Source organism: Crossiella sp. S99.2 (genome assembly GCF_023094165.1).
In the GTDB taxonomy this organism is placed as follows: domain Bacteria; phylum Actinomycetota; class Actinomycetes; order Mycobacteriales; family Pseudonocardiaceae; genus Crossiella.
In genome coordinates, this window is sequence record NZ_JALMDK010000011.1 from 1 (window position 1) to 16828 (window position 16828).

Genomic DNA, 16828 nt, shown 5'->3' on the forward strand with positions numbered 1-16828 from the left:
ATGCACACCCTGCTCACCAAGCATCGCTAGCCCACCACGATGCAACCACCACTAGAAACCGCCCAACGGCCAACACGCCGGGAGAAGGACCTCTCCCCGGCGTGTTGGCCGTTGTGGGCGGTGTGTTGGCCGGTGTGGGAGTGGGGGGCGGGGTGGGAGTGGGGTTAGTTGGGGGACTTTAGGCCTGCGCCGGAGAGGGCGAGGGTGAGGTTTGGGGTGGTCAGATGGGGGGTTGCGGTGGTCCAGGAGGGGGTGGTGGGGGCGGTTGCGGTGCGGGCGGCGGTGATGGCGGCCCAGCAGACCGCCGAGGTGGGTTCGACGTAGAAGCCGGCGGCGGCCAGCTCGGCGCGGGCCTTGAGGACCTGGTCGTCGGTGACGCCCAGGATGGTGCCGCCGGTGTCGGCTACCGCGGCCAGGATGGCTTCGCCGCGGGCGGGTTCGGCGATGGCGATGCCCTCGGCCTTGGTGGGGATCGGGGTGATGGTGGCGGGGCCGGGGGTGCCCGCGTCGGCCGCGGTGGCCAGGGGGGCGCAGTTGGCGGATTGGACGCCGATGATGGTGGGGAGCTTGGGGATCAGACCCTGGGCGAGGAGTTCGCGGAAGCCGAGGTAGGCGCCCAGCAGCAGGGTGCCGTGGCCTACCGGGAGGACGACGGTGTCCGGCATTCCTTGTTCCCACAGCTCGAAGGCGAAGGTCTTGGTGCCGTGCAGGAAGTACGGGTGGAACATGTGGCTCGCGTAGCTGGCGTCGGGGGCCTCGGCGGCGAGTTTGGCGGCGCGGGCGGCGTCCTCGCGGTTTCCCTCGATCAGGTGGACATTGGCGCCGTGCGCGCGCATCTGGCCGAGTTTGCCGGGTGAGGTGCTGGCGGGCACGTAGATCTCGCACGGGATGCCGATGCGGGCGGCGTAGGCCGACAACGCGGTGCCCGCGTTGCCGCTGCTGTCGGCGATCAGGCGGCGGACGCCGAGCAGGTGGGCCAGGGTGGCGAGCATGACCGCGCCGCGGTCCTTGAAGGACAGGGTTGGGGACAGGTATTCGAGTTTCACCCGGGCGTCGGGCAGGCCGACGGCGGGGACCACCGGGGTCATGCCCTCGCCCAGGCTCACCTCGGCCAGCTCCGGTACCGGCAGGGACTCGGCATAGCGCCACAGCGTGGCTGGGCGGGTGGCCAGCTCGGCCCGGCTGGGCAGCTTGGCGCCGAAGTCGGCGACGTCCAGGACACCGCCGCACGGGCAGAGCCAGACCAGGCTGTCCACCGGGAACTCGGTGGCACAGCGGGAACAGCGCAGCGGCGGCAACTGGTGGGCCACGGTTTCTCCTCCACACGACTTGATTGGACTGATCGTCTAGAAAACTTGGACAGATTGTCAAGTCCGGTCTAGGCTGAGGTGGTGAGCGACACGATGGACCGCGCCGCCGACGACCTGTTCGACTCGGTGCGACCGCTGGTCGACGGCCTGGCCGCCACCTTCGGCCCCACCGCCGAGATCGTCCTGCACGACTACCGCAGGCCCGAGGCGAGCGTGGTCGCGATCAGCGGCTCGGTGACCGAACGGCACGTCGGTGGCGCGATGAGTGCGATCGGGCTCGGACTGCTCGCCGCGGGCGCCGACGCCGAAGACCGGCTCAACTACCTGACCCGCACCCCGGACGGCCGCCTGCTGCGCTCCTCCACCATGCTGCTTCGCTTGCGCGGCAAGGTGATCGGCGCGTTGTGCGTGAACCTGGACGTCACCGCGCTGCGTCAGGCCGCCGACACCCTCGCCGGGCTCGCCGGACCGCTGGAACCCGCGCCGGTCACCGTGTTCTCCGACGATGTGGACCAGGTGGTGGACGCGGTGATCGCCGAGGAGGGCGGCTGCGACCGCACCGACCGGGCCGACCGCCGCCGGATCATCGCCGCGCTGGACCGGCGCGGGGTGTTCGCGGTGCAGCGCTCGGCCGCCAGGGTCGCCGAGCACCTGGGGGTCTCCCGGGCCACGCTGTACAACGACCTGACCAAGATCCGGGCCCGATGACGTTGCCGCGCAACCGATCCACGTTCCCGGCGCGGTACCGGACCGCCGGGGGTGATTACGCCGAAGGGCGCACCGCGTGCCCGGCGATCGGGCTACCCTGGCAAGATCTGGCCACGGCCTGACCGGTGTGCCAGCCGGCCGGGACGAACACCGATCGGGGAGGCTGCCAGTGACCTGGGAAGACCGTGTGCTGGGCTGCATGCTGGGCGGCGCCATCGGCGATGCGCTGGGCGCGGACGTGGAATTCGAGTCGATCAGCTCGATCCGGCGGCGGCACGGCGCGGACGGTCTGACCGACCTGGTCGCCGCCTACGGCAAGGTCGGCGCGATCACCGACGACACCCAGATGACCCTGTTCACCCTGGAGGGCATGGTCCGGGCGCACGTGCACCAGCGCCAGCACGGGGCCACCGATCCGGTGCCGTTCCTGCTCTCGGCCTACCAGCGCTGGCTGCACACCCAGGGCTACCCGTGGGCCGACGCCCTGGGCGCACTCGCCGAGGCGCATCCGCAACCGGACGGCTGGCTGATCCGCGAGCCCGACCTGTTCGACCGCCGCGCCCCCGGCAAGACCTGCATCCGCGCGCTGGAGGACATCGGCCGCGGCCAGGCGCCGGGCTCGTTCACCAACAAAATCAACAACTCCAAGGGCTGCGGCGGCGTGATGCGCGCGGCCCCGGTTGCCTTGTGGGGCAACGATCCGGCCGAGGTGTTCCGGATCGCCGCGGCCGGCGCCGCGCTCACCCACACCCATCCCAGCGGCTACCTGTCCGCGGGCTGCCTGGCGGTGATGGTGTGGGCGCTCTTCCACGGCGCGCACATCAACGTGGCCGTGGACAAGGCCGAGCAGATCCTGCGCACCTATGACCAGCACGAGGAAACCCTGGAAGCGATCGAGGGCGCGGTGCGGCTGGGCGGGCCGATCGACTCGACCACGCCGGAGCGGATCGAACGCGAGCTGGGCGGCGGCTGGGTCGGCGAGGAGGCCCTGGCGATCGGGCTGTACGCGTTCCTGCACGGCGGCGGCGAGTTCCGGGAGACCATGCGGGTGGCGGTCAACCACACCGGGGACAGCGATTCCACCGGCGCGATCGCCGGGAACCTGTTCGGCGCGGCGCACGGGATGTCCGCGCTGCCCAAGGACTGGCTGGACAAACTGGAACTCCGCGCGGCGACCGAGCTGTTGAGCCGGGACGCCGTCGCGGAGTTCAGCGCGAACCCGCCCACCTCGAGCGGGTTCCTGCACTGCTATCCCACCTGGTGACTCAGCCGGCCACGAGCACCGCGGCCAGGGCCAGCACCGAGGGCACCACCTGGACGTAGAGGATCTTCTTGCTGGCCGTGGCCGCGCCGTAGACCCCGGCGACGAACACGCACACCAGGAAGAAGATCTTCGCCTGGTAGCCGACCGGGTCGGCCGCGATCAGCGACCAGATCAGGCCGGCGGCCAGGAATCCGTTGTACAGCCCCTGGTTCGCGCCCAGGGTCTTGGTCGCCTCGGCGAACTCGGGGGTGAGCCCGAACGCCTTCTGGCCCCGTGGGGTGGTCCACAGGAACATCTCCAGCACCAGGATGTACACGTGGATCAGCGCGACCAACCCGACCAGGATCCCCGCCACGACACCCATCAGACTTGCTCCTTCATCATTCCACTGTGGACAGCCATTGTGCGCTTGGCCCGGGGGTACGTCATCCCGAGTAGACGTCTTCGATGTAACGGTCCCGCGCGATGAGGTCGGCCAGCCAGGCTTCGGCGGCGTTCTGGTCGCCGCCGGTGTGCTTGCGGTGCAGGTCGAGGAAGGCGGCGCGCACGCCGGGGGCCATCCGGGCGCCGTCGCCGCAGACGTAGACCGCGGCGCCGCTGTCCAGAAGCTGCCACACCTGCTCGCCCTCGGCGGCGATGCGGTGCTGCACGAACTGCACGTCCGCCACCGGCGCCTGGGAGAACGCGGGCCGCATCGAGACCACCCCGGCCTGTTCGGCCGCCTCCAGCTCCGCGCGGTGCAGGTAGTCGACCTCCGGGTGGTCGCAGCCGAAGTAGCACAGCGCCGGGCCGGTGTTGCCGACGGCGAGGCGGTCGGCGATGGCGCCGCGGAAGGGCGCCAGGCCGGTGCCCGCGCTGATCATGATCACCGGGCGGTCGGCGGCCGGGTCGAGCCGGAACGCCTCCCGGCAGGGCTGCACCTTGGCCAGCACGGTGTCGCCGGGACGCAGCCCGGTCAGGTAGGCCGAGCCGATGCCGCGGAAGGTGCCGTCGGCGCACCGGGACGGCGCTGCCAGCAGGGACACCATCAGGTCGACCGCGCCCGGCTGGCTCGCGGCCGAGGAGGAGATCGAGTAGTGCCTGGGACGCAGCGGCGGCAGTAGTTCCAGGGCCACGTCGAGAGTCAGCCGGCAGGCCGGGTTGACTTCGAGGAGGTCCAGCACGCTGCGGCCATCCGGTTGCGCGGCAAGGGCTTCCAGGGCCGTGCGCTCGGGCGGGCACGGGTTGTTCGCGGCCAGGGTGGTGAGCTGGGCTGGGGTGGCCGGGTCCTGCAACTCGACGAAGTGGGTGAGCAGGGCGCGGGCGGTGACCGGGCGGTCGATGCCCAGCGCGCCGCGGCCGGGGCGGCGGTCGGCGATTTCGAGGACGTCGTCCAGGTCCAGCCGCAGCAGCCGGGCGGCGCGCTCGACCTGGGCCGGATCGTTGGCGGGCAACACGGTGAGGTGGTCGGCGGTGCGGTAGGTGACGCCCTCGGGCAGCGCGATCCGCAGGAACCGCTTGGACCGGCCCAGCGGGTGGTCCAGCTCGGCCAGGTCGGCGGTGTCGAGGACGGTCATCGGCAGCACCTCGTGCCGGGCGTCGCGGGCCGCGGTGACCGGGCCGGACAGCGTGCGCACCGCGTATCTCGGGCCCTCGCTGATGTCCACTGTGGACACCGCGTCCGGGTCGCCGTACTCGGCCAGCAGCGCGGTCCAGAGCTGCTCGCTCCAGTCGGTGACCGCGCCGGCCAGGTCGCCGGAGGCGTCGGCCTCGCCGCGGTCGAGCAGCCGGGTGGCGCCGAGTTCGGTGAGCCGGGCGTCCAAGGCGGTGGGCACGTGCAGGTAGGTGGCGGCCCAGTTGCGGTCGCCGACGCCGAGCAGCGCGTACCGGACGCCGTCCAGGGAACCGGGTTCGGCTTCGTTGAGCCAGTTCCAGAACTCGGTCGCGTCGTCGGTCGGGCGCCCGTTGTAGGATGCCGCCACGATCACCACTGGGGAGCCGGTCGGCAACGACCGAGTGGCGACGTCCAACGGGTCAACGGAAACGTCGCAGCCGCGCTGCTCCCCTGCCTCGGCGATTTCCTTGGCCAGGGTGCGGCAGGTGCCCAGGTTGGAACCGTGCAACACGGTCAACTTGGTGCCCTGCCGCATCCGGCCCGCCGTCTTCGCGGTGGCGTGCGCGGTCTCGACGACCGCGGGCTGACGCCGGTCCGCGCTGGTGCGCCGGGCCAGGCCCAGGTGCAGGCCCTCGGGCTTGAGGGTCAGCGTTTCCTTGACCTTGAGCTGGTAGTTGTCCTGATCCAGGAAGCGGAAGCGGTGGATCAGCAGGCCCAGCAACAGGGTGGCCTCGTGCAGGGCGAACTGGCGGCCGATGCAGGCCCGCTCGCCGGTGCCGAAGGGCTTGAACGCGTGCACCGGGCGGTCCCGCTCGCGTTCGGGGCTGAAGCGCTCCGGGTCGAAGGACTCCACGTTGTCGCCCCACACCGGATCCCGGTGCAGCATCGGGGTCAGCACCAGCATCGCCTCGCCCTTGGCCACCGGGTACTTGCCGCCGATCTCGGTGTCCCGCAATGCCTGGCGGGCGAAGATGGCCGCGGTCGGCCACAGCCGCAGCGTCTCGTTGAGGATCTGCCGGACGTAGCGCAGCTTGCCGATGTCCTCGAAACTCGGGTCCGGGTCCTCGACATCGCCCCAGAGCGCGTCCACCTCGGCCTGGGCGCGGGCCAGCACGGCCGGGTTCTTGGTCAGGAAGTGCAGCGCGAAGGACAGCGTGCCAGAGGTGGTCTCGTGCCCGGCGATCAGGAAGGTGACCACCTGGTTGCGGATGTTGACCTCGTCCAGAGTCTCCCCCGACTTCGGGTGCGGGGCGTTGAGCATCAGGCCCAGCAGGTCGTCGGTGCTGGTGTCCCCGCTGGCGATGCGCTCCTTGATCACCTCGTCCACCACGCCGTTGAGGAAGGCCACGTCCGCGGCGAACTGCTCGTTGCCCTTGCGGTAGAGGAAGTCCAGGCCCGGGATGTGCCGGTTCTTGGCCTGGGCGAAGGCCAGGCCGCGGACCAGGGCGGTGATGAACGGGTGCGTGGCTTCACTTTCGAAGGAGCCGAAGTCGTAGCCGAAACCGGCCAGGCCGATGGTGTCCAGGGTCAGCTTGGTCATGTCCCCTGAAATGTCCACAGTGGACTTTCCGGCGTGCTGATCCCAGGAGTTGATCAGCTTGCGGGCCACGGTGAGCATGGTCGGGTGGTAGGTGCGCATCGAGGACATGGCGAAGGCGGGCAGCAGGATGTCGTGCGCCTTGGCCCAGTTGGGCTCGTCGTTGAAGGCGGTGAACAGGCCGTCGCCGGTGAGGCCGCGGATGGTCACCAGGGAGTTGCCCACGTGCTTGGCGAAACGGTCCTCATCGGCGAGTTCGGCGACCAGGTCGGCGCCGGAGACGAAGACGACCTCGGTGTCGAAGAACTTGCGGGTGAAGATCGGGCCCAGCGCCCTGGCGTCGTCCATCGCGCTCTGCACCAGGCGGTCCGACGGCGCGCCGAGCACATCGCCGATCACCGGCAGTCGGTTGGCCGGGTGCGGCAGTTCGACCCGGTCGGTTGTGTGTGCGATGCCCATCTCGAATCCCCGATTTCGCTGTGCGCGCTTGTCCTGTCGAGATCAACAGTGCCAGCGCTGATCCACAGCCTCCGACCATCGCACTACACAATCTTGTAGTCCTCGGCTAGGTTTCCTCCTTGTGCGCGAACCACTGTCCCGGATCGGTCTGGCCGAACTGCTGGCCGCCTCGGGCGCGCTGGCCTCGCTGCGCGACCGGACCGGCCGGTTCACCTGGGCCTCGCCGAGTTACCGCGAGCTGATCGGGGCCGGCGAGGCCGAGATCGCGGGCAGCACCCTGGCCGACTGGCTGGGTCCGGAACTGGCCGCGCCGGTGGACGCCGAGGACGCGCGGGTGTGGCGAACCGGACAGCCGGTGCGCTGGCGGCCGAGCGATCCGGTGCCGACCGCGCTGCCGGGACGCTCGGGCAGACAGGTGTGGCTGGCCGGGCACAAACTGCTGCTGCGCCCGGTGGACGGGGAACCGTTGCTGGGCATGGTCGCCGTCGACGTCGGGGACTGGCTGGCCGACCGGGCCGCGCTGGCCGCGGCCGAGCAGCGGCTGGCCCAGTTCGTCGCGCACGTGCCGGTGCTGGCCATGATCACCGACGCGCAGCACCGTTATGTCTGGTTCGGTGACGCCGGGCACCGGCTGCTCGACCGACCGGTCGGCGAGGTGGTCGGGCGGACCGTGCCGGAGGTGCTGCCGCCGGATCTGGCCGAGCAGTCGGTGGAGCAGAACGCGGCGGTGCTGCTGTCCGGGGCGGCCCGGCAGGTGCGGCTGCGCACCGAGCAGGACGGGCGGGAGATCGAGTGGTCCGGGTACCGGTTCCCGCTGCCGCAGCCGCAGGGCCCGCCGCACGTGGGCACCATCCTGTTCGACGTCACCGAGTTCCGCACCGCGCAGCGGGACGCGGCGTTGTGGCGCAACCGGTTCCTGGCGCTGCTGGACCGGATCTCGGTGCCCGCCGCGGTCTGCCTGCCCGACGGCACGCTGAGCATGCTCAACCCGGAGTTCGCCGCCCTGCTGGGCAGCAGTCCCGGCCGGTTGCACGGCACCGTGCTGACCACCCTGATGCAGGCCAGGGACCAGGAGAAACACGATCGGCTGATGCGGGAGTTCGCCTCCGGCGCGCGCGGCCGGCGACGGCTGGCGGTGCGCTGGAAGCCGCGCCGCGGCAGCACCGAACGCACCGGGGAGCTGACCATCCAGCTGGTCAAGGACGTGGAGACCGGGTTGCTGCTGACCCTGGCCGCCGATCCGGAACAGCCGCCGCCCGCGGACACTCCGCCGGAAATCAGTTCCCGGGAGGCGGAGATCATCACTAAGGTCGCCGCCGGGGACACCACCGCGGCCATCGCCGCCGCGCTCGGCCTGACCCCGGACGGGGTGACCTATCACGTCACCCGGCTCTGTCAGCGGTTCGAGGCGGCCAACCGCACCGCGCTGGTGGCCAGGGCATATGCGACCGGGGTGCTGGACGCCTCGGTGTGGCCACCCGCACTGCGGGGGAACGGAGTGGCGAGTGCGTGAGGAACTGCTCGACGACAGCGGCCGGCTGGTCGCTGTCTACGACCGCCGCACCCGGATGGAGCGGCCCTACGCGGCCGAACTGAAGCCGGTGGACATCGAGCCGGCTGCGCTGGTCAAGCTGCTCTTCGCCGAGCGCGCGGGCTGGGTGTTCAGCTCCACCCCGGACATCTGCCACCCGGCCAAGGCCGAGGGCGGCACGATCGTCCGGCACGGGCACGGCTACAGCTACGACCTGCGCACCCAGCCGGTCGACCCGGGCTGGGCGGCCGGGCCGTTGCCTGCCGGACTGCGGTTCAGCGAGTTCACCGCGACCCTGGACGAGATCTACCCCGCCTACCAGCTGGCCTTCCCACCGGGCCACGTCGATCACGTGATGGACGCCGAGACCGAACGGCGGGACTTCGCCCGGCTGCTGGCCGGGGAGGTCCTCGGGCCGGTGCTGCCGTGCAGCAGCCTGGTGTGGGACGGCGAGACGGTGGTCGGGGTCATCGTGGTCAACGACCGCGAGGGCGAACCGCCGATGTTCGGACCGTGGATCTCCCAGGTCTACCGGGACCCCGATCCGCGCTACCGCGGGCTGGGCATGGTGCTGCTGCGGCGGGCCCTTGCCCTGGGCGCGCGGGCCGGGTTGCCGGCGATCGGACTGGCGGTCACGGACGGGAATCCGGCGCGGTCGGTGTACGAAAAGGCGGGCTTCCGGCATACCGACGAGTCCATGACGGTGCTCATCCCGGATTAGGTCGTGTTTGGTGGGTATTGGTCGATGAGCGTCGGAGTCCAGATTGTTCCTGGTCGTGTCGACGTGGTGGCCTCGTACCGGTGTTGTACGTGGCCGCCGCGGCGGCGCGGCTAGGGGCGATCTGGGCCCGGCGATCGCGACCAAGGTCCACCAAACACGACCTCACCCTCTAGACTGGCCGGGTTGGCGTCGAGACCGGGAGGTGGACTGTGCGCGAGCACCGGGTCCAGCCTGGTTCGGCGCTGCTCCGGCTGATCCAGGCCGTGCTGCTCACCGCACTGCTGGTGCTGGTGGCCGCGCCGGTGGCCACGGCCGCGCCGATCACGTTGGCGGACAACGAGGTCGCGGTGTCCACCCATCTCGGCGGGTCCTCTTCGGACCATCGGGACACCCGGCTCAACCACGCCGACCGGGTGGCCATCGCCAACCCGCACGCGCACCAGCACTTCGCCGAACTGCCCGCCGGACTGCCGGTGGCCGCGCCCGCGTTCCCCCGGCCCAGCGTCGACTTCGCCACCGATCAGAACGCCCTCGACGCCGCGGCCGGTGTCGGGCCGCGGCAGGCGCCCACCAGAGGGCCACCGAACACTCCAGGAAGCTGACCCTCACATCGTCCTTTGTGGACGGACCTCACTCCTGGAGGAACCTCACCCATGTCACGCCCTTCGGCGTGGCGGGGACTTCTCGTGCGCGGGCTGCTGTCCCTCGCCGTGCTTGTCACCGCCACCTATCTCGTGCTCAGCACCGCCCCGCGCCTCGGCCTGGACCTGCGCGGCGGCACCCAGATCGTGCTTGAGGCCAAGTCCACCCCGACCGTCACCGCCGACGCCAACGCCACCGACCGCGCCCTGGAGGTGATCCGCCGCCGGGTGGACAGCCTGGGCGTGGCCGAACCGGGGCTGGTGCGCTCCGGCGAGAACCGGATCATCGTCGAACTGCCCGGCGTGCAGGATCCGAAGGAAGCGGTCGCGGTGCTCGGCCGGACCGCCCAGCTGACCATGCACCAGGTGCTCGGCGTGGTGCCGCCGGGCACGCCGCCGGGGCCGGGCGAGAAGGTGCTGCCGGATGAGTCCGGCGCGCCGTTGCGGCTGGCCCCGGCCGCGCTGACCGGGGAGAACGTGTCCGGGGCGAATTCAGGGCCGGTGCCGCAGGGGGTCGGCTGGCAGGTGGGCATCGACTTCTCCGGGGCCGGTGGGGAGAGCTGGCGGAAGCTGACCGGTCAGGCCGCGTGCTCCGCGCCGGGTGATCCCAAGCGCCGGGTGGCGATCGTGCTGGACGACAAGGTGATCTCCTCGCCGCAGGTGGACCCGTCGGTGGGCTGCCAGGCCGGGATGGGCGGCGGCACCACCCGGATCACCGGCAAGTTCACCCAGGCCGAGGCCAACGAGCTGTCGTTGCTGATCAGCGGCGGCGCGCTGCCGGTGCCGGTGGAGGTCCTGGAACAGCGGACCGTGGGCCCGACCCTGGGCGCGCAGGCGATCGAGGCGAGCGCGTGGGCCGCGCTGATCGGCATCGGCATCACCGGGCTGTTCCTCACCTTTGTCTACCGGTTGGTCGGTTTCCTCGCGGTGCTGGCCCTGGCCGGGTACGCGGCGCTGTCCTACTCCTCGCTGCTGGCGATCGGGGCCACGCTGACCTTGCCGGGGCTGGCGGGCCTGGTGCTCGCGGTCGGTATGGCGGTGGACGCGAACGTGCTGGTCTTCGAGCGGGCGCGAGAGGACTTCGCGAGCAGATCCGGGCTGCCGCCACGGCAGCGGTTGAGCCGGGCCATGGAGGGCGGGTTCAAGGGCGCGGTGTCCGCGATCGCGGACTCCAACGTCACCACGTTGCTGGCGGCCGGATTGCTGTTCTTCCTGGCCACCGGGCCGGTGCGCGGGTTCGGCGTGACGCTGTCGGTGGGTGTGCTGGCCTCGCTGTTCAGCGCGCTGGTGCTGACCAGGGTGCTGGTGATCGCGGTGTGCGACAACGAGTTCGTGGCCAAACGGCCGTGGCTGACCGGGCTGGGCAGCCTTGGCCGGGTGCGGACCTGGCTGACCGGCCGGTTCAGCGGGTTGTTCGCCAACCCGAAGCGCTGGCTGCTGGCCACCGGGGCGATCACCCTGCTGATCGCGCTGGGACTGGTGATCCGCGGTCCGGAACTGGGCGTGGAGTTCACCGGCGGCAGACTGATCGAGTACACCACCCAGCAGCAGGTCAACCCGGACGCGGCCCGGGATGCGTTGCAGGCGGCCGGTTTCGACCGGGCCACGGTGTCCACGAGCGGCGAGAAGGAACTGACGATCAAGACCGCGCCACTGGACGAGACCCAGGCGGCCAAGGCCAAGGAGGTCGTGGCCGGGCTCGGCGGCGGCGCGGAACAGGTGCGCAGCGAGCTGATCGGGCCGAGCCTGGGTGACGAGCTGCGCACGAAGGCGTTGCTGGCCCTGGCGATCGCGGTCGCGGCGCAGCTGGCGTACCTGGCGATCCGGTTCGACTGGCGGCTGGGTGTGGCCACGGTCGCGGCGCTGCTGACGGATGTCGTTGTGCTGCTGGGGTTGTTCTCCTGGCTGGGGATCACCATGGACGCGGTGTTCCTGGCGGCGCTGCTGACGGTGATCGGTTATTCGGTGAACGACTCGGTGGTGGTCTTCGACCGGGTCCGCGAGCTACGCGGATTGCGGCCCAAGGAACACTTCCACCAGATCGCGGGCACCGCGGTGCTGCAAACCTTGCCGCGCACGGTGAACACCGGTGTCGGCGTGCTCGCGGTGTTGCTGTGCCTGCTCTTCCTGGGCGATGGGTCGCTGGCCGACTTCGCGCTGGCGGTGCTGGTGGGTGTGGTCGCGGGCACGATCTCCACGGTGACCACGGCTTCGCCGCTGGCGGTGCTGCTGGACCGGAAATCGCCGGGGGCCGGGCGGCAGCGGGCCAAGCCGCGGCCGCAGACCCGGCGGCGGGTGGAATCCGGGGCGGTGGTGTGAGCGGCCAGCGTGGGTTAGTGAGTCAGCGCAGGCCGGTGAGCAGGAAGGGCGCGTTGATGATCCCGTGCACCAGGAGCAGCACGGGGAAGTTGCGGTACCGCGCCCACAGGTAGCCGAGGAACATCCCGCGCACACCGTGTCCCGCCAGCACGGTGAGCACACCGAGGCCGACGCCGTGGTGGGACTGGATTCCGATGTGCCACACCGCCCAGAGCACGGCGGCCAGCGCGATCCCGGGCCACAGTCCCAGCACGGCTTCGAGCCTCGTCTGCAGCCAGCGCCGGAAGAAGAGTTCCTCGATGACGGCGTTGAAGAGGAAGACGACGAGGATGGTCTGGGCGTCCGGGATGAGGCGGGATTCGGGGTAGGCGCCCAGGAGATAGGTGAGGCCGAGGAAGACGGCGGCGGGGGCGAGCGGGGCGATCCAGCGGGTGGGGGTCATGGGGCGCCAGCGTTCGCGCTTGCCGCCGTCGCGGCGCAGGTGCCAGAAGAGGGTGAGCGGGATCGCGATCAGCAGGACTGGTTTGACGATCAGGAACCAGAGCGGGGCGCCCGGTAAGACCATGATGATCGCGAAGAGGGCGGCGAGCGCGGTCAGCCAGGCTGCTTCGACGCGGGTACGGGCCGGGTCGACGCGGAAGGGGTTCTCCCACTTGACGGTGGGTGGGATGAAGCGGGTCGCGACGATGGCCAGCAGGGCGGGGACGGTGAGCAGCCACAGCGGGAGGGTGCCGTCGTGGTCGGCGGTGTAGTGGACGCTGAAATGGCCGGTGAGCAGGAGCAGCAGTAAGCAGCCGAAGATGACGGCCAGACAGCCGACCAGGATGAAGCCGCCTAACCGGGCCCAGGTTCGCCGTTCCCCCATGGGGCCAACATATCCGGGATCGGGCCGGGGGCGCCGGGAGGGCAGCGAGAACGTCGAGTTGGCCCAAGTCGTACGCATAGTTGGCCAAACTGGGCGTACCACTTGGGCCAAGTCGGCGGCGGGCGCGGGCTGGGGGTCCCACTTTCCGGGGATACGGGACTGGGTGGTTCTCGATCTAGGGTGGGTCCCATGGAGCTGGTGTACGAGCGTCGCGGAGCCGGTGCGGGGGCGCCGTTGGTGTTGCTGCATGGGGTTGGGCATCACTGGCAGGCTTGGGAACCCGTGCTGGATCTGGTGGCGGAGCGGCGGGACGTGATCGCGCTGGACTTTCCCGGGTTTGGGGCCTCGCCGATGTTCGCGGAGGGGGTTCGGGTTCATCCGGGGTTGCTCGCCGATGTCGTGCAAGAGTTTTGCGCTGAGCTGGGGCTTGTGCGGCCGCATGTCGCGGGGAATTCCATGGGTGGGCTGGTTGCCTTGTTGCTGGGGCAGCGGGGAGTGGTTAGTAGCGTGACCGCGTTGTCTCCCGCTGGGTTGTGGACTGATCGGGAGCGGGCTTGGGCTTTTCGGGTTTTGCGGGCTTGCCGGGGGGCGGCTCGGGTTACGCCGCCGGGGGTGGTGGCCCGGTTGGCTGAGTCCGGGGTGGCTCGGACTTTGTTGACGGGGATGATTTATGGGCGGCCCGCGGCTCGCTCCGCATCGGCTGTGGTGGCTGAGGTGCGGGCTTTGCGGGAGGCCACCGGGTTTGACGTGGCGTTGCGGGTGGGGCGGGAGTTTCGGTTTTCCGGGGTGGTGCCTGCTGACGTGCCGGTGACCGTGGCCTGGGGCGATCGGGATCGGGTGTTGTCCCGGCGGCAGGGATTGCGGGCCCGGGAACTGGCGCCGCAGGCTCGGTTGGTGGAACTGCCTGGGTGCGGGCATGTGCCGATGAGTGACGACCCGGAATTGGTGGCTTCGGTGTTGTTGCGGGGGTCCGCCGGGGAATCGGTCAGTTCTTCCGCACGATGACCAGTTTGAATTTGCCGGTGCCGGGATCGCGTTGCGGTGGGGTGTGGTCCAGGGTGATGTCCACGGTGCCCAGACCTTGTTTGGCGAGATAGGTGCCGAGTTTGTCGCGGAGGTGCGGCCAGGCGTCGTCGTTGGTGGCGTCCAGGCGAATGTGCAGGTGAGCCGGGGCGGTTTGGACTATTTGGAAGCGGCGGACTCCCGGCAGGCCGTCCACGACCGTGGTCACCGCCAAGGGGAGCAGGCGGACTGTGCTGCCGTCGGGGGCTTGTAGTTCCAGGAGGTCGTTGGTGCGGCCCTGGACGCGCAGGGTGGGGAATTGGCGGCCGCAGCCGCAGATGTCCGGGTCGATGGTGATCGAGTCGCCCAGGTTGTAGCGGATGATGGGCTGGACCCGGTTGGCCAGGTTGGTCAGCAGAACCGAGGTGGACGGGATGCCGGGACTGACCGGATGGCCGCGGTCGTCCACCGGTTCCAGGATGGCCCAGTCGTCGTTGACGTGCAGGCGGTCCAGGGCGCAGGCGAAGGTCAGCAGCATGAACTCGGAGCAGCCGTACTGGTTGCGCACCTCGGCGCCGAAGGCCTGGGCCAGCAGGGCGCGGTCGGTGCCGGGGATGGCCTCGCCGCCGGTGGTGATCAGGACCGGCGCGATGCGCAGGCGGCCGGCCAGCTGTTCATGGGCCAGGGCGACCTGGGCGGTGGCGTAGCCGCCGAGCATGGCCGGCTGGTACTCGTTGAGCGCGGCCACGGTTTCCTCGATCGGCGCGTGCACCGAGAACACCCGCAGCCGCTCCGCCCGGGACTTGCGCTGGGCGCGCTGGAACTCGGCCGTGGCCACGCCGCCGAAGTGGCCGTCAGTGGCCACCAGGTTGGCCATCCGGCCGCCCGCGGCGGCGATCTCGCGGACCAGGCCCACGCCCAGCGCGGGCATCGCACGCAGGGCGCCCAGGGTGCCGGCGACCTTGCGCATGGGTTCGTCCTGCAGGATCACCGCGCGGTCGCCGCTGCTGCCCGAACTCGTGGACACCAGGTACCGGTCCCGGAACAGGGTGCCGATGCGGTCCGGGTCGGCCAGGTGCAGGTTCAGTTCAGCCAGCCGGACCTCGGGGTCGGTGACCCACTCGTCGAAGCGGGCCATCAGCTCCGGTTTGCTGGTCGGCGGCAGGTCGGTGAGGCGGAAATCCCTGGTCAGGTCGGCGTAGTGGGCCCGGAAGTAGGGCGAGCGGGCCCGCGCGTGGGCGATGAGTTCGGTGATCCGGGCGCGTTGCCGGGAGAGCACCCTGGTCCGGTCGCCGCGGCGGTCGCGCCATGCCTGCCAGTGCACGCTCATGCCCATCCCCCAGCCGCTGGTCGGGCGACCACGGTATTTCCTCCCGCGTGCCGCCACAACCGAGTGCGGTAGCGTCCGCCGGGAAGAAAACGACCAGTATTCGGCCAGTTCGAGGGAGAGCCTTCCATGTCGTCCAGTGAGCTGCTGCCCGGCACGCGACGAGCGCTGGTGCGGCGGGTGGCCGTTGAACAGGCCGGCAGCCGGCTCCCCTCGCTCACCGCGGGGCTGGTCCGCGACGGCGAACTGATCTGGAGCGGCGCCCGCGGCCAGGTCGACGGGGCCCCGGTCACCCTCGACACCCAGTACCGCATCGGGTCGATCACCAAGACCTTTATCGCGCTGCTGGTCATGCGCCTGCGCGACGCGGGCAAGCTTGACCTGTCCGACCAGCTCGACCAGCACCTGACCGGCACCCCGCTGGGTGACCGGAGCATCGCCCAGCTGCTCTCGCACACCTCCGGCGTCACCGCCGAATCCCCCGGCCCCTGGTGGGAACGCGCCCCGGGCTACCCGGCGAGCGAGCTGATCGAGAACCTCGGCGGCGAGGACGTGCGGCACCGGGCGGGCCGCCGGTTCCACTACTCCAACGTCGGCTACGGCCTGCTCGGCGAACTCGTCGCCCGGCTGCGCGGGCACTCCTGGGAGGACGCGCTGCGCGCCGAACTCCTGGAGCCGCTGGGCATGCAGCGCACCACCACCATGCCCAAGCCGCCGCACGCGCACGGCTGGGCGGTGCACCCGTGGGCCGACGTGCTGCTGGCCGAACCCGCGCACGACGCCGGGTCGATGGCCCCGGCCGGGCAGCTCTGGTCCACCATTCCCGACCTGTCCCGGCTGGCCCGGTTCCTGCTCGGGGACACCGCCGAGGTGCTGCACCCGGACACCGTGGCCGAGATGCGCGAACCGGCCACCGTGGACGACGGCGACGAGTGGCGCGCCGGGTACGGCCTCGGGCTGCAACTGGTGCGGCACAAGGGCAGGCGGCTGGCCGGGCACACCGGGTCGATGCCGGGGTTCGTCTCCACGGTGTGGGTGGACCCGAAGGAGGACACCGCGGTGCTGTACCTGACCAACAGCACCGTCGGCCCCTCCGGACCGGTCGCCACCGATCTGCTGGACCTGCTGCACGAGCTGGAACCGCACATCCCGGCCGAGTGGACGCCACAGCCCTCGGCCGATCCGGCGCTGCTCGCGCTGACCGGCCAGTGGTACTGGGGACCGAGCCCGTACGCGCTGCGGTTGCTGCCGGACGGTCTGCTCGACCTGAACCCGTGGAACGGCCGGGGCCGCGCCTCCCGCTTCCGCGCCAACGAGGACGGCACCTGGACCGGCCTGGATGGCTACTACGCCGGGGAGCTGCTGCGGATCGGGCGCGCCGCCGACGGCACCGCCACCCACCTGGACCTCAACACCTTCATCTTCACCCGCACCCCCTACGATCCGGCCGCGCCGATCCCCGGCGGGGTCAACCCGGACGGCTGGGTGCCGGTGGAACCCGCCTGAATCTCCTACCTACCGGTGTTGGCGGGGCTGGACGGATCGGCCAA

Annotated in this window: 13 protein-coding genes; 8 read left to right on the forward strand and 5 right to left on the reverse strand. The window is 70.8% G+C overall.

Going from position 1 to position 16828, the window contains the following annotated elements; translation table 11 throughout:
- Positions 1 to 164 precede the first annotated feature (164 nt).
- Positions 165 to 1310: a threonine synthase gene (locus MZC64_RS34070; RefSeq protein WP_247763683.1), complete on the reverse strand. Its 1146-nt coding sequence runs from the start codon at positions 1308 to 1310 to the stop codon at positions 165 to 167.
- Between the two features lie 81 nt (positions 1311 to 1391).
- On the opposite strand from MZC64_RS34070, the gene MZC64_RS34075 reads away from it, so the two are divergent.
- Together MZC64_RS34075 and MZC64_RS34080 are read left to right on the forward strand one after the other, a co-directional pair.
- Positions 1392 to 2018 (forward strand): PAS domain-containing protein, encoded by a 627-nt coding sequence (locus MZC64_RS34075; protein WP_247763684.1) that lies wholly within the window; start codon positions 1392 to 1394, stop codon positions 2016 to 2018.
- Between the two features lie 169 nt (positions 2019 to 2187).
- A complete protein-coding gene (locus tag MZC64_RS34080) occupies positions 2188 to 3282 on the forward strand; it encodes an ADP-ribosylglycohydrolase family protein (protein WP_247763685.1) in 1095 nt (364 codons plus the stop codon).
- Between the two features lies 1 nt (position 3283).
- Here the strand turns inward: MZC64_RS34080 and MZC64_RS34085 are convergent, their stop codons facing one another.
- Both MZC64_RS34085 and MZC64_RS34090 read right to left on the reverse strand, forming a co-directional pair.
- Entirely contained in the window at positions 3284 to 3646 is a 363-nt protein-coding gene (locus tag MZC64_RS34085; protein WP_247763686.1) for a DUF1304 domain-containing protein, read from the reverse strand.
- Positions 3647 to 3707: 61 nt separating this feature from the next.
- A complete protein-coding gene (locus MZC64_RS34090) occupies positions 3708 to 6872 on the reverse strand; it encodes a bifunctional cytochrome P450/NADPH--P450 reductase (protein ID WP_247763687.1) in 3165 nt (1054 codons plus the stop codon).
- Positions 6873 to 6993: 121 nt separating this feature from the next.
- Between MZC64_RS34090 and MZC64_RS34095 the strand changes: the two genes are divergently transcribed.
- The 4 genes from MZC64_RS34095 (at position 6994) to secD (ending at position 12084) form a co-directional block, all read left to right on the forward strand.
- Positions 6994 to 8385, forward strand: a complete 1392-nt coding sequence (locus MZC64_RS34095; RefSeq protein WP_247763688.1) for a PAS domain-containing protein — start codon at positions 6994 to 6996, stop codon at positions 8383 to 8385.
- Positions 8378 to 9124, forward strand: a complete 747-nt coding sequence (locus MZC64_RS48930) for a GNAT family N-acetyltransferase (RefSeq protein WP_247763689.1) — start codon at positions 8378 to 8380, stop codon at positions 9122 to 9124. The genes MZC64_RS34095 and MZC64_RS48930 overlap by 8 nt, the downstream gene beginning before the upstream one ends.
- Before the next feature lie 209 nt (positions 9125 to 9333).
- On the forward strand, positions 9334 to 9726 hold the full coding sequence (locus MZC64_RS34105) for a hypothetical protein (protein WP_247763690.1): 393 nt from the start codon (positions 9334 to 9336) through the stop codon (positions 9724 to 9726).
- Between the two features lie 84 nt (positions 9727 to 9810).
- Positions 9811 to 12084 (forward strand): protein translocase subunit SecD, encoded by a 2274-nt coding sequence (secD, locus tag MZC64_RS34110; RefSeq protein WP_308301101.1) that lies wholly within the window; start codon positions 9811 to 9813, stop codon positions 12082 to 12084.
- Positions 12085 to 12106: 22 nt separating this feature from the next.
- Here secD and MZC64_RS34115 read toward each other — a convergent pair whose 3' ends face one another.
- Positions 12107 to 12949: a CPBP family intramembrane glutamic endopeptidase gene (locus tag MZC64_RS34115; RefSeq protein ID WP_247763692.1), complete on the reverse strand. Its 843-nt coding sequence runs from the start codon at positions 12947 to 12949 to the stop codon at positions 12107 to 12109.
- A 189-nt stretch (positions 12950 to 13138) separates the two neighbouring features.
- Between MZC64_RS34115 and MZC64_RS34120 the strand changes: the two genes are divergently transcribed.
- Positions 13139 to 13954 (forward strand): alpha/beta fold hydrolase, encoded by an 816-nt coding sequence (locus MZC64_RS34120; RefSeq protein WP_247763693.1) that lies wholly within the window; start codon positions 13139 to 13141, stop codon positions 13952 to 13954.
- Here the strand turns inward: MZC64_RS34120 and MZC64_RS34125 are convergent.
- Positions 13935 to 15281 (reverse strand): phenylacetate--CoA ligase family protein, encoded by a 1347-nt coding sequence (locus MZC64_RS34125; protein WP_247763694.1) that lies wholly within the window; start codon positions 15279 to 15281, stop codon positions 13935 to 13937. The genes MZC64_RS34120 and MZC64_RS34125 overlap by 20 nt on opposite strands.
- A 126-nt stretch (positions 15282 to 15407) precedes the next feature.
- On the opposite strand from MZC64_RS34125, the gene MZC64_RS34130 reads away from it, so the two are divergent.
- Positions 15408 to 16784, forward strand: coding sequence for a serine hydrolase (locus MZC64_RS34130; protein ID WP_247763695.1), 1377 nt, complete (start codon positions 15408 to 15410; stop codon positions 16782 to 16784).
- The last annotated feature ends 44 nt before the right edge of the window (positions 16785 to 16828 follow it).

Coding starts and splice junctions, on each gene's coding strand:
- MZC64_RS34130 (WP_247763695.1), top strand. CDS start 15,408: ATGTCGTCCAGTGAGCTGCTGCCCGGCACGCGACGAGCGCTGGTGCGG.
- MZC64_RS34120 (WP_247763693.1), top strand. CDS start 13,139: ATGGAGCTGGTGTACGAGCGTCGCGGAGCCGGTGCGGGGGCGCCGTTG.
- MZC64_RS34085 (WP_247763686.1), bottom strand. CDS start 3,646: ATGGGTGTCGTGGCGGGGATCCTGGTCGGGTTGGTCGCGCTGATCCAC.
- MZC64_RS34125 (WP_247763694.1), bottom strand. CDS start 15,281: ATGAGCGTGCACTGGCAGGCATGGCGCGACCGCCGCGGCGACCGGACC.
- MZC64_RS34090 (WP_247763687.1), bottom strand. CDS start 6,872: ATGGGCATCGCACACACAACCGACCGGGTCGAACTGCCGCACCCGGCC.
- MZC64_RS34115 (WP_247763692.1), bottom strand. CDS start 12,949: ATGGGGGAACGGCGAACCTGGGCCCGGTTAGGCGGCTTCATCCTGGTC.